Source organism: Pandoraea norimbergensis, assembly GCF_001465545.3.
In the GTDB taxonomy this organism is placed as follows: domain Bacteria; phylum Pseudomonadota; class Gammaproteobacteria; order Burkholderiales; family Burkholderiaceae; genus Pandoraea; species Pandoraea norimbergensis.
In genome coordinates, this window is record NZ_CP013480.3 from 2,196,997 (window position 1) to 2,208,853 (window position 11,857).

11 protein-coding genes and 1 tRNA gene are annotated in these 11,857 nt (G+C 62.8%); 9 read left to right on the forward strand and 3 right to left on the reverse strand.

Translation table 11 applies throughout. The features are described from left to right. The first annotated feature begins 134 nt into the window (after nucleotides 1-134). Complete coding sequence (locus AT302_RS09790; RefSeq protein ID WP_407668846.1) at nucleotides 135-1,691, forward strand: DUF1800 domain-containing protein; 1,557 nt, start codon at nucleotides 135-137, stop codon at nucleotides 1,689-1,691. 8 nt (nucleotides 1,692-1,699) lie between these two features. Further along, complete coding sequence (locus tag AT302_RS09795; RefSeq protein ID WP_058378280.1) at nucleotides 1,700-2,935, forward strand: DUF1501 domain-containing protein; 1,236 nt, start codon at nucleotides 1,700-1,702, stop codon at nucleotides 2,933-2,935. A 39-nt stretch (nucleotides 2,936-2,974) separates the two neighbouring features. On the opposite strand, the gene hpnD is transcribed toward AT302_RS09795, so the two are convergent. Further along, on the reverse strand, nucleotides 2,975-3,943 hold the full coding sequence (gene hpnD, locus AT302_RS09800) for a presqualene diphosphate synthase HpnD (RefSeq protein ID WP_084656133.1): 969 nt from the start codon (nucleotides 3,941-3,943) through the stop codon (nucleotides 2,975-2,977). Nucleotides 3,944-3,974: 31 nt separating this feature from the next. Further along, nucleotides 3,975-4,388, reverse strand: coding sequence for a DUF427 domain-containing protein (locus AT302_RS09805; protein ID WP_058378281.1), 414 nt, complete (start codon nucleotides 4,386-4,388; stop codon nucleotides 3,975-3,977). A 267-nt stretch (nucleotides 4,389-4,655) separates the two neighbouring features. On the opposite strand from AT302_RS09805, the gene AT302_RS09810 reads away from it, so the two are divergent. Both AT302_RS09810 and AT302_RS09815 read left to right on the forward strand, forming a co-directional pair. Then, nucleotides 4,656-4,742 (forward strand) — tRNA-Leu (locus AT302_RS09810). Nucleotides 4,743-5,193: 451 nt separating this feature from the next. Continuing rightward, a complete protein-coding gene (locus AT302_RS09815) occupies nucleotides 5,194-5,454 on the forward strand; it encodes a hypothetical protein (RefSeq protein ID WP_058378282.1) in 261 nt (86 codons plus the stop codon). Nucleotides 5,455-5,835: 381 nt separating this feature from the next. Here the strand turns inward: AT302_RS09815 and AT302_RS09820 are convergent, their stop codons facing one another. Beyond that, nucleotides 5,836-6,444 carry a short chain dehydrogenase gene (locus tag AT302_RS09820; RefSeq protein WP_058378283.1) on the reverse strand — a complete coding sequence of 203 codons (609 nt, stop codon included), beginning with the start codon at nucleotides 6,442-6,444 and terminating at the stop codon, nucleotides 5,836-5,838. A 106-nt stretch (nucleotides 6,445-6,550) separates the two neighbouring features. Here AT302_RS09820 and AT302_RS09825 point away from each other — a divergent pair, with 106 nt between their 5' ends. The 5 genes from AT302_RS09825 (at nucleotide 6,551) to AT302_RS09845 (ending at nucleotide 11,787) form a co-directional block, all read left to right on the forward strand. After that, on the forward strand, nucleotides 6,551-7,474 hold the full coding sequence (locus AT302_RS09825) for a LysR family transcriptional regulator (RefSeq protein ID WP_058378284.1): 924 nt from the start codon (nucleotides 6,551-6,553) through the stop codon (nucleotides 7,472-7,474). 1,013 nt (nucleotides 7,475-8,487) lie between these two features. After that, nucleotides 8,488-9,177, forward strand: a complete 690-nt coding sequence (locus AT302_RS09830; RefSeq protein WP_058378285.1) for an RNA polymerase sigma factor — start codon at nucleotides 8,488-8,490, stop codon at nucleotides 9,175-9,177. A 146-nt stretch (nucleotides 9,178-9,323) separates the two neighbouring features. Then, nucleotides 9,324-10,094: an STN domain-containing protein gene (locus AT302_RS09835; protein WP_157125750.1), complete on the forward strand. Its 771-nt coding sequence runs from the start codon at nucleotides 9,324-9,326 to the stop codon at nucleotides 10,092-10,094. Between the two features lie 2 nt (nucleotides 10,095-10,096). Continuing rightward, nucleotides 10,097-10,645, forward strand: a complete 549-nt coding sequence (locus tag AT302_RS09840) for an RNA polymerase sigma factor (protein ID WP_058378287.1) — start codon at nucleotides 10,097-10,099, stop codon at nucleotides 10,643-10,645. Between the two features lie 110 nt (nucleotides 10,646-10,755). Then, nucleotides 10,756-11,787 carry a FecR family protein gene (locus AT302_RS09845; protein WP_064675060.1) on the forward strand — a complete coding sequence of 344 codons (1,032 nt, stop codon included), beginning with the start codon at nucleotides 10,756-10,758 and terminating at the stop codon, nucleotides 11,785-11,787. The last annotated feature ends 70 nt before the right edge of the window (nucleotides 11,788-11,857 follow it).

Consider the following 11,857-nt stretch of genomic DNA (forward strand, 5'->3'; position numbering starts at 1 on the left):
AGCCGAACCGAATCCAGCCAGCCTCGACCGACGCTGGCTTTTTTTGCGTCCACCGTTGGCCGGGACGTCTCTTTTCCGAACGGTTCGTTCGGCCCGATAGCGCGGCAACTGCCCGGTCATCTCTCGCCGCAGCGATGGTGGCGGTAGTCGCGCTGACAGCACTACCCGGGCAGAACGCCGGTGCCAAGCCAGCCACGGCCACGCAACATGCCTCGCACCGCGCAGCCCGCCCGCCCGCCGTTGCCGATCCGGCTCAGCGCACGTTGAGCGAGGGCGATGCCCGCTTTCTCCTTACACGGACCGGTTACGCCCCCGACGCACGTGAGCTGGCCCCGTTTGTCGGCTTGACGCGTGCCGACGCGGTTGACCGGTTGCTCGCAGAGACTCGCCGCACCGCGGTGACACCGGTGCCCGCGTGGGTCAACGAGGCGCCGCTCTACGGCGAGGCGGTCAAGAACTTGACCCAAGAACAGCGTCGCGCACTCGACCAGCGACGCAATCTCATGGCGAACCAGTTGGCTGGCTGGTGGGCGCAGGAAATGGCGACCACGCCGTCACCCCTTACCGAGCGCATGACCATGTTCTGGCACAACCACTTTGTCTCAAGCGACGACAAGGTGCGCGAGCCGGGGGTGCTCTATCGCCAAAACGTATTGCTGCGTGCCAATGCACTGGGCAACTTCGGCACCCTGCTGCACAGCGTGTCGAAAGACCCGGCGATGCTGATCTATCTCGACGGGGCGGGCAGCCGCAAGGGCCACCCGAACGAGAACTTCGCGCGCGAAGTGATGGAACTGTTCACGCTGGGCGAGGGGCACTACACCGAACTGGACGTGCGCGAGGCGGCAAGGGCCTACACCGGCTGGAGCATCGACCGGCCGACGATGACTTATCTCTGGCGGCCGAATTTCCACGACACCGATACCAAGACCGTGCTCGGCCAGACGGGGAATTTCGATGGCGACCAGATGCTCGACATTCTGCTCGCCCGGCCCGAGACGGCGACGTTCGTCACGACCAAGCTGTGGCGCGAGTTCGTCTCGCCGACCCCCGACACTGCGCAAGTCACCCGCGTGGCCGACGTCTTCCGTTCGAGCGGTTACGACATTCGCGCGGCATTGAAGGCGCTGCTGCTGACGCCCGCATTCTGGGACGCACGAACGCGCGGCACGCTGGTCAAATCTCCATCGGAGTTCGTGACGGATACCGTGCGTGAGTTCGACATCGGCTACGACGATCCGGCGATGCTCGCTCAGCAGATGCGGGTACTCGGGCAGGACTTGTTCCGCCCGCCTAATGTGAAGGGCTGGCCCGGCGGCGACGCGTGGATCGACAGCACGACGCTGCTGGCGCGCAAGCAGTTCGTCGAGCGCATGTTCCGTGCGACGGAAAACGCCAACGCGGGCGGCCCGGCGATGGCGCCGCCGATGGTGACGGCGCGCCCGGGTGTTCAGCGCACGGCGTACCAGCCGCAATCGATGCCGCGCACGGTGGCCGGCGTTCGGTTCGATCTGGCGCGCTGGCTGCAACCCTATGCATTGGGGCCGGTCGATGTGCCCGAGGCGAGCACGCGTGACGCTTTGCAGCGGGCGGTACTGCCGTTTGCACCGGCGGCACCGCAAACGGCCAGCGAGAATAGTGCGGCGTATTTGCAGGCGTTGTTGATGGATCCGGCTTATCAGTTGAAGTGAGGTGTGACATGCATCGACGCGATTTTCTGACATTCGCCGGTGGCCTCGGGGCCGCATGGCTGACCCCGGCACCGTTGCTGGCCGCCACGCAATCGCTCGGCGGTGCGTTCCCGGGGACGCTTGCCGGGGCGAGCAATTACGGCAATCTGCTGATCCTGATCGAATTGAAGGGCGGCAATGACGGTTTGAATACGGTGATCCCTTACGCCGATCCTGCCTACGCGACGCTGCGCCCGACGATCGGCATCAAGCGTGATCAGGTCGTGCAACTTGATGATCGCAGCGGGCTGCATCCGTCGCTGCGGGCGCTCATGCCGATGTGGCAGGCAAAGGAGTTGGCGATCGTGCAGGGCGTGGGGTATCCGCAGCCGAATCTGTCGCACTTCCGTTCGATCGAAATCTGGAACACCGCGTCGCGCTCCGACGAGTACCTGCGCGACGGCTGGCTCTCGCGAGCGTTCGCCGAGCACGCGGTGCCGACCGGTTTCGATGCCGATGGTGTGATCGTCGGCAGCGCGGAGCTAGGGCCGCTGGCGGGTGGTGCACGCGCGGTCACGCTGACCAACCCGGCGCAGTTTCTGCGCGACGCCAGCCTCGCGTCTGCCAATGCGGCGCAGGTAAGCAACCCGGCGCTGGCGCATGTGCTGCGCGTTGAGAACGATATCGTGAAGGCGGCCGATGGCTTGCGCCCGCGTCAGGGGCAATACGTGCTCAAGACGCCGATGCCGCAAGGCGCATTCGGCAACGTGGTGAAGACCGCCTTGCAGGTGGTGGCTGCGGCCGATTCGCCGACGGGGGTGCCGCAGCCCGGGCGCGGCGTGGCCGTGCTTCGCCTGACGCTGAACGGATTCGATACGCACCAGAACCAGCCGGGGCAGCAGGCCAACCTGTTGCGGCAGTTGGCGGATGGGATGATGGCGCTGCGCGCCGGGCTGACCGAGTTGAACCGCTGGCAGTCGACGATGATCGTGACGTATGCCGAGTTTGGCCGGCGCCCGCGCGAGAATCAGAGCAGCGGCACCGATCACGGCACGGTGGCGCCGCACTTTGTGGCGGGTGGGCGCGTGCGTGGCGGGATGTATGGCGACGTGCCGCGACTGGACCGGCTCGACGGCAACGGCAACCTGCCGTTCGCCGTCGACTTCCGCGATGTCTACGCGACGGTGTTGCAGCGGTGGTGGGGGCTCAACCCGCAATCGGTGCTGGGTGGCCCATTCCGTCCGCTGGATATTCTGCGGGCGTAGCACGGTGTTGCTGACTGGCGGCAGCGTGCCGCCAGTCGCTTACCGTGCTCGCCAGGCGCGCCAGAACTTGCGCAGCGGCGTGAGATCGATGCGTTGGTGCAGCACCTGATAGTCGCTCGCGGCGACTTCGTCGAGCAGGGCGAGTTGCAGGGCGGCGAGTGCGAGCAGCGGCTTTTGCTTGCGGCGGTCGCGCTTGGGAATGGCGGCCATTGCCTCGCGGATAGCCTTGCGTGCCCGCGCATCCTGAAACTTCATCAGCGCGAGAAATTCCGGCGAATACTTGCCGTTCTGAATATCCGCGGCGGTCACGCCAAAGCGTTGCAATTCATCGATCGGGAAATAGACGTATCCAGCGCGGGCATCGACGCCCGCCTCGGTGACGCGCCGTGCCAGCGCGATGGCATGGCCGAGCGCACGCGCGTGTGCGGGCGTCTGCGCGTCGTCGAAGCCATACACATGCGAGGCGAGTTCGGCGGGGGCGCCACCGGCGGCGTCGCAGTAGTGATTCAGGCCGGCGAAATCCAGATAGCGCATCTGCGACAGATCCATCTCTGCGCCATGCAGCACCGCGTCGAACGCGGTGCGCGACAGACCCGAGTCCTTGACCACCGGCGCGAGCGCTCGCGTGACCGGATGCACCGGCTTGCCTGCGAAGAGATTCGTGAGTTCCTGACGCCACCAGTCGAGCTTTGCGTGCGCGACGCCGGGGTCGTGCACAGCGCTGTGAATGTCGGCGATTTCCTGACAGAACGCGTGCACGGCGTAGGCGGCATCGCGTTTGGACGGCGGCAATTGCAGCAGGGCGTAGTAGAGCGCCGAGCCTTGCGGCCCCGCTTTCTGACGGCAATACGCGTTGGCCTGTGTGGGGCCGGCGGGGGTGCCGACATTGTCGTCGGCTGTCTCGTGGGGTTGCATGCGCTTCGGGGTATCGGTCGGGTCATTGGCCCGAACGTTGGCGCGCGGGCGCGCAGCCGGGGCAATGCCATGAATTGGGGCGAATTCTAGCATTGCTGTCCCGAGGCGGGTCGGGCAAGGACGATCAGTCGTCGAGGCGCTCGCTGGTGTCGATGCTGTCGACGCGGTCCGGGTAGAACGCGAGGTAGGTGGCGATGGGTTTGACGGCGTCGAATGGCGTGTTGTAGGTCCAGATCACGTTTTCGCCGGCCTCGCCCAAATCGGTGATGGAGTAGTAAGACGCGTCGCCCTTATAGGGGCAATAGGTGTGATGCGCGGTGGGTGTCAGGCGCGACATGTCGACGTCTTTGCGCGGGATGTACTGCACGGGTGGATACGAAGCTTCGCAAAGCGTGAGAGCGTTGCGCGTATCGGCAATGGTGCGGCCGTTGGCGCGCACGACGACGCGAGTGGTTGCGGGTGTGATTGCGATCGGATGTTCTGGTGATGGCTCTAGGTGTTTGCGGGCCGTCGTTGACGTGTGGGAGGGGGCGGTCATTCGAGAGCTCCTTATGAAGGGGGGCAATGTCAGTATCGGCACCCGCTTCACGGGCATCAACCCGGGCGTGCAGCGATGGGATTTGGGCATTGAATGGCCAAGCGTTGAACGATTGCCGACGATTTTCAGTTCGTGTAGAATGCTCGCCTGCTTTGACGCATGCAGCGGGGCGATCAGTCGCCCCTTTTCATGTCCGACTGGACCGCATGCCGTCGACCCGATGCCGGGATGTCGACACCTTACCGAGGTGACCGACACCCACGGGCTGCGAGGATGGCGAAATTGGTAGACGCACCAGGTTTAGGTCCTGACGCCCGAAAGGGTGTAGGGGTTCGAGTCCCCTTCCTCGCACCAACTCCCCGTTTTGGCATCGGTTTTGTCGGTCTCACTTCTTCCCTGAAATTCGCGCGAAACATCGTCTGGTAGCACCAGGCGGGGTCCTTCTGCGAATTCCGATCGTCTCCCTTCTTCACCCAAAATCTCACCTGTTCACACCTAATACCGGAGTGGCCTCCCGAGGCAATCGTGTTTGCGAATGGTCACGTCGTAATCGATGCGGCTTTTGGCGACCGTGACTGTTGAGGAAGCCAGCGACTGCGACGATGGACATTGACGGCTCGTGCCAGCTCAGCTCCGGCGAGTCGACTGCGCATCGGTCCAACTGGAACAGCCCGCCCGCAGAGACGTAATGCCGGGTAATACAGGCTTACAAATCCACGTAGGTGTCGCGTCAACATTCGTCGGCGACCGGGCGTTACTACGGCAAGGCCCACTCGTTTCAACTCAACAAGGAAGAGAGATACCGATGAAACTCAAAACTATCCCCATGCTTTTGTGCGCGGCTTTGATGGTGAATGTCGCGTTTGCCGATGAACTTCACGACAAGGCCATGGCAGCCACGCATGATCTTCAACGGTCAATCGAGGAAATGCACGTCATCCAAATGGAACACGGCGGCGAGTTCGGCGGCCACATGGCGCGAGCAGAGCAACTTGCGCGGCAAGCCGAGCAGGAACGCGTCGCAGCGCTTGAGTACTACCGGGCGCGCCACCCGGGCTGGCAGTAAGTTTCGGCGCAATCCGCCGGCAACAACGATTGGGTGGTCAAAATGAAATCAAAACGCTGTTACACGTTGGTCGCGTCGCTGCTGTTGGGAGCCTCGCTGTCCGGCTGTGTCGTCGCGCCAGTTGAACCAGCGGCAGTTGCCCCGGCAGGCGTTGTCTACGTTGCGCCGGTTGGGGTGGTGCCGGGCCCAGGTTATTCGTGGCGGTATCACCCACACCATGGCTGGGGATGGTGGCATCCGCGCTATGGGTGGCATCGCGGCTGGTAACGGGAGGTGATGGTGCGCGGGGACGCCCGCGCAATCCAGCATCTCAATTTTTCCATCCGCACATGCGAAAACCGACGGCACAAAGCGCTAGCGAGAGTGTCACCAGCCCATTTCTCAATGGCCGACCCGATATATGCGACCGCTGTGTACCCCTTCGACGCTACGCCGGTAGGCCATTGCGACACGTGCCGCGGGCACGCCTTCGTAGCCTGGAAAGAACGGACCAAATCGGTTCATCGATTCAATCAACACGGTCGGACTAACGGCATTGATGCGTATGCCTCGATGAAAATCGCACGCAGCAGCACGCACGAACCCTTCGATCCCGGCATTCGACGCGGCAGCATGGGCGCCTTGCGCAATGGGATCATCTACCGCGATGCCGGAAGTCAGCGTAATCGATCCGCCATCTCGCAGGTAATGTTGACCAATTAGCGCGACGCGTACCTGACTGAGCAGCTTGTCCTGCAAGCCCTTATGGAAATCGGCCGCCGTCATCTTTACAACCGGCTCCAGAATGACATTGCCAGCCGCAATAATGATGGCGTCGACGGTACCGATCCGCTCGAACAATGCGCTCACGCTTTCGTCGCTAGTAATGTCAACCTGATCATCCCCCCGCGTTCGACCGACACGAATCACCTCGTGCTTGTCATCTCTAGCAAGCTCATCCGCTACGGAACGACCCACGTCCCCTCCCGCACCCACGACGACGATCTTCATCACCACTCCTTTTTGAATTCAGATTCGAACGTCACCATTCTTCCCTGAATCAAAAGTGCCATAAATATGCTCTAATTTCTGACACTACTAACCACCAGTTCGCAATATGGATAAGTTGCGTGCCATGGAAACCTTCGTCGCTGTCGTGGAGGGAGGAAACTTTACCGAAGCCGCCAAACGGATGGAGATATCCGCGGTCATGGTCGGTAAATACGTGCGTGACCTTGAGGAGCGTCTCGGTGCGCGCCTGCTAGAGCGCACCACGCGCCGGCAGAATCTGACCGATGCCGGCCGAGTTTTTTTCGAAGATGTGAAGCGCGCGCTTGAACACATGCGTATTGCCGAAACTTCGGTTGAACGGCTTCGCGCGTCTCCGTCCGGTACGTTGCGTATCAGCGCGCCGATCACCTTTGGCGGTTGCGTCATCGCCCCGCTTGCCGCGACTTTCCGTCAGAAGTATCCGCTCGTGCGCATCGAGCTGGAATTATCCAATCGCAACGTTGATCTGATTGACGACGGTTTTGACGTCGCAATCCGCATCGGTGACTTGGGCGATGCCGACTTGATTGCAAAACCGTTGACCGCATATCGAATGGTCATTTGCGCATCGCCGGGTTATCTCGCGCAATACGGGCGTCCGCAGACACCGCAAGATCTGAGCGCACATCAGGTCCTGTCTCACTCGATGTGGCGTAGCCACGGCGGATGGCGTTTGGAGAATGACGACAGCCCGGATGCCACGACTGATTCAATGTTTACTTGCAACGATGGCAACGGCTTGCGGATGGCGGCAATCGCAGGGGCAGGCCTGTTGCTGCAACCGGAGATCCTGGTAGCCTCCGATCTGGCCAGTGGAACGTTGGTGCAAGTGTTGCAAGCCTATTCGCCCCGACCTCGACCGGTTCACATCGTCTATCGGCGCGACCAGCGCCCGTTGCCGAAACTCACCCGGTTTGTGGCGTATTTGCTTGATCACATATCGGAGCGAGACACGTCCCATCGCAACACGGAGCCTCCGACGAGTGGATGACGGCTCCCGGCCGGCCTCTGCGCGCTGGCACAAGCTCACCGAGTGCCAACATGGTGGTTCAACGTTATCGATTTCTTAAAATCACATCCCTCATGTGTATTGGGTCGCGGGGAATTCAGTGTATCCGGGGCGAGCGAAAAAACAGAAACAGCAATGTTTCAACATGGATTTTCTCGGACTCGTAGACGCTTGACGATACCCCCACGTCTAGACGAAATTGCAGTCTTCCTGCTCATAAGGTATCGCCGATGTTTCGAATTTCAGCACTCCCCATCTTTCTTTGCTTTGTGTCATTCGTTGGCAGCGCGTTGGCGGTTGAGCAATCCGAGAAGCATGCCGGGCCGGCCGTGAGTGTTCATTTCGACTACTACCGAACGGACTATGCAACCGTTAGGAGTCTCGAGGCGCGTCTTGGAAAAGCCATCAAACGCGCCCAAGTGGGCGAACTGAGCGAAAGCGAATTACACCTTGATGGAAATGACGGCTACCTCTACATGTACGGGCCCGATCCTGACCGACTGTATGACGTTGCTCGTCCAATCTTACGAGCCTATAGGTTGACTGCAAACGCGGAAGTTACGAAGTGGCGTGGCACGCGCCCGGAGACGTTCTTGCTTTTGCCGGGAAAAACCGACCCGCCTTCCAGTGGAACAAATCTCGTTTCGACTCGTTCCAGGTGATCCGGTCCTCGCGAAGATCATCGCGATCTGCGTGAAGGGCGTGAAGGGCGTTTATCACCAACGATGTCTGGCGACGGGTGGTTGAAAGTCGCGCCAAAGACCGTCCGGTCAGGCTAGGATGGGCCGTGCCGCGCGTCGGCACCCACTTTCGCCCCTTCGCCCGCAACCGGTCACACCCCCCCGTTACAAAAAAAGTGTGCGGATTTCCCCGTCGCCGTTCGTCATGTCATTGAAGCCGTAGTCAATGGCAGAGCGAAACGTTCATCGGTATCGGGGGCACACAATGTTTGTGCAGGGCAAGCGGGGAGAAGCCGGACCACGGGAGAGACTGCCGTGGATCTGAGTACCGAGCATGGATCGGGTCAGCCCGGGGAGGTCGGCGATGCGGCAGCAGCGCCTCGCCACAACGACGAATCCGGACGGGAAAACCCCGCCGGTGCACAACTGCGCGAGTGCCTGACGTCGAACTACGACCGGTTGCTCAGCCGTCTGTCGCGCCGCCTCGGCTGCTCCGATACGGCGAGCGACAGCCTGCACGAGGCCTGGGTGCGTTTGGGCAGTGCTACGCTGCCCGACGCCGTTCGCAGTGCCGAGACCTACGTTTACCGCATGGCTTACAACCTCGCCGTCGACCAGATGCGCGGGCGGCGCATGTGGGCCTCCGTCGCCGACGAGAACGATATCTTCGACGTTCTGCCCGATCGCGGGCCCGGCCCGGAAGCCGTGGCCGATGCCCGTTCCGAGCTGGCGGCGCTTGCCCGCGCACTGGAAGACATGTCGGGTCACCACCGGCGTGTGCTCATGGAGTTGCGCGTCGACGACCTCACCCGCGAAGAGGTGGCCGCCCGCTACGGCCTGTCGCTGCGCAAGGTCGACACGCTCCTGCGCCAGACCCTCGACTACTGCGCCATGCGCACGGGCCGTACGGCACACGGTGGCGTGCGCACTGAACGTCGCCCGGCAAGGCGCGGCACGATGCCGTCGCGCGATCAAAGCCAGTCCATGTGCCCGGACGAGGCTTGATGTGCTAACCCAAAGGCGCTGTCGGAAAGACGTTTGCCGTCTCGAAAGTCTGTCGTTTGTCACTGAAAATTCACATTATTCAACGACAGTGCTGGCGAGACAGCGGTTCCACGCATGCTTAGAACTCCGACAATCGTGCCACCGAAATGAGAGGCAATCCGCCATCGGCCAGTGGGCTAGTGCTGGCCAGCGTTATGTGCGGCTTGAGTTTCCTGTGCGCATTCGGGAGCGCGTTCGCGCAATCGCCTGAGGCCGCCGCATCGGCGTCCGAAGACACCGCCGAGCGACGGTTCACGTTCGATATTCCCGCACAACCCCTCGATATGGCACTGGATAGGTTTTCCACGGTTTCCGGCCGCGCCGCTGTGTTCAGCAGCGCGCTTGTCGCTGGGCGCATGGCCACCGCTGTGTCGGGGCGCTACACACCGCTCGAAGCGCTGCGCCTGCTGGTCAGCGGCACGGGGCTTGTCGTGGAGACGGCCAGCAGTCAGGGCGTGACTACCTTCGTGCTGGTGCCGGGCGGCGCGGCCACGCTCGAACGAGAGGCGCGCCAGCGCGCCGAGCGAGCGCGTCTGGCGAATTACGACGCGCTCGTGCAGTCCGAAGTCTGGCAGGCAATTTGCGACAACCCACGCACGGCGCTCTCGCGCTACCGGGCGCTGCTGCGCTTTCGGGTCGCCCCGGACGGGCAGGTTGTCGACGTCACGATCCTGTCGGCCCAGTCGACTCCATCGGCCTCATCGACCTCATCGACCTCATCGGCCAAAAGCGGGCCGCCGATGAATCGGCCGCTGATCGACACGCTATCGCGTGTGCGTATCTCGCAGCCGCCGATGCTCGACCTCCCGCAGCCCATCGCCATGCTGATCCTGCCCGAATCGCCCGACGGGCCGGCCTGCCGCCCCGGGGGGCATTAGCCATGACCGAGGAAGTCCGGCTGGCGCTGATGGCCTATCTGTCGAAGCGCTATGGCGATCTGAAGCGTCATCTCGTGCGTTCGCTGCGCAACCCGGAGCTTGCCGAAGACGCGCTGCACGACACCTGGCTGCGGCTCACGCGGTTAGAGGATCAGGAAACGGTGCTCAATCCGCACGGTTTCCTGCTGCGCATGGCAACCAACATCGCCATCAATCATCTGCGCAGCCATAGCCAACAGGCGAGTGCGAGCGATATCGACGAAATTCTCGAAATGCCGGACCCCGCGCCGGGCCCCGAACAGACCGCCGATGCGCGCGCAGAGATGGAGGCGCTCATGCGTGTCATCGGCCGATTGCCGCAGCGCCGGCGCGACGTGTTGTTGCTCGTGCGCTGGGAAGGTATGCCGCAAAAGGACGTCGCGGCACACCTCGGCGTGTCGGTGAGCGTTGTCGAGCATGAATTGCGGCGGGCGCAGGCATTTTGTGCGGAGCATATGGCCGCCCGATCGCCACCCCCACGGGCGTCAAAAAAATCTGGCGGAAAAGCGTGACGAAAAATGTCATCCATATGAAGGGCAAAAATATTCTGCCCGGTGAATGAGAAAAGCATGGGCACCCGAAAGCACAGGGTTACGAAACTGAACACGCGACATGCATCACCATGAGAACACCCTTGCCACCTGGATATCCGACTGATTCGAGCGGCCCGGCCGACCCGGGACGCTCGCGCGACGACGTACTCCGTCAGGAGGCCCGCGTCTGGCTCGCACTGCTCGCTGGCGGCGACGTGCGTCAGGTCGATCTGCACGCGTTCCGCCGCTGGCAGGGGGCAAGCGTTGCGCACGCCGCGGCCTTCGACGAGGTAAAGCGCCAGTGGCATGCCATGCGTCCTGCCATCGGCGAACTGCTGCGCAAAGACCCGGCGGTGGCGGCGCGCCACCGGCGGCTGATCGGTGGGGACGTTGCCGCCGGTCGCCGTGCCTTCCTCGTCGCCGGTGCGAGCGTCGCAGCGGTCGCGGGCGTGGCTGCCGTCTATCCGCCGTTGGGGCTGTGGCCCGCGTTGGCGACCTGGGGGGCCGACTACCGCACGGCCACGGGTGAGCAGCGAGACGTTGCGCTGGCCGGACGAGTCAATGTCGTGTTGAACACACAGACGAGCGTGCGCCAGCAGGCGAGTGCCGACGGCGCACGTGGACTGAAGCTGATCACCGGGGAACTCGCGGTGGACATGAGCGCGGCGCGCGACCCGTTCGTCGTGGTCGCGGGGGCTGGGCGCAGTGTGGCGACGGCGGGTCGGTTCGAAGTCCGCAACCTTGATGGCCGCGTTTGCGTGAGTTGTCTCGAAGGCACGGTACGGGTGATGCACCCGGCTGGCGAGCGCCGATTGATTGCGCGCGAGCAGACGGTCTATCGCGACGACGCCATCGGTGGCGTGGCAGGCATCGAGCCAGCAGCCGTGTCGGCATGGCGACGCGGCGAACTCGTGTTCCGCGAAACCCCCTTGGTGAAGGTGGTCGAAGAGATCAACCGGTATCGCCCGGGCCGGGTGGTGCTGATGGCGGACTCCCGCCGCAATAGCCCGGTGAGCGGGCGCTTCGCCATCGCGATTCTCGACGAGGCGCTGCTACAGATCGAACGCTCGTTCGGGCTGAATTCGCGCTCGTTGCCGGGAGGGCTGCTGATTCTGAGTTGATGCGCCGAAGCGCGCCACGAGGGGTTCGTCGAAAAAAGTTGGTGGTTTTTGTGCAGTGCACGTGTCTTTA

Excerpts from the sequence above, each read along its gene's own strand:
- AT302_RS09790 (WP_407668846.1), top strand. The coding sequence starts at position 135 with ATGGTGGCGGTAGTCGCGCTGACAGCACTACCCGGGCAGAACGCCGGT.
- AT302_RS09820 (WP_058378283.1), bottom strand. The coding sequence starts at position 6,444 with ATGAAGATCGTCGTCGTGGGTGCGGGAGGGGACGTGGGTCGTTCCGTA.
- AT302_RS09825 (WP_058378284.1), top strand. The coding sequence starts at position 6,551 with ATGGATAAGTTGCGTGCCATGGAAACCTTCGTCGCTGTCGTGGAGGGA.
- AT302_RS09835 (WP_157125750.1), top strand. The coding sequence starts at position 9,324 with ATGAGAGGCAATCCGCCATCGGCCAGTGGGCTAGTGCTGGCCAGCGTT.
- AT302_RS09840 (WP_058378287.1), top strand. The coding sequence starts at position 10,097 with ATGACCGAGGAAGTCCGGCTGGCGCTGATGGCCTATCTGTCGAAGCGC.
- AT302_RS09815 (WP_058378282.1), top strand. The coding sequence starts at position 5,194 with ATGAAACTCAAAACTATCCCCATGCTTTTGTGCGCGGCTTTGATGGTG.
- AT302_RS09795 (WP_058378280.1), top strand. The coding sequence starts at position 1,700 with ATGCATCGACGCGATTTTCTGACATTCGCCGGTGGCCTCGGGGCCGCA.
- AT302_RS09805 (WP_058378281.1), bottom strand. The coding sequence starts at position 4,388 with ATGACCGCCCCCTCCCACACGTCAACGACGGCCCGCAAACACCTAGAG.
- AT302_RS09845 (WP_064675060.1), top strand. The coding sequence starts at position 10,756 with ATGAGAACACCCTTGCCACCTGGATATCCGACTGATTCGAGCGGCCCG.
- hpnD (WP_084656133.1), bottom strand. The coding sequence starts at position 3,943 with ATGCTAGAATTCGCCCCAATTCATGGCATTGCCCCGGCTGCGCGCCCG.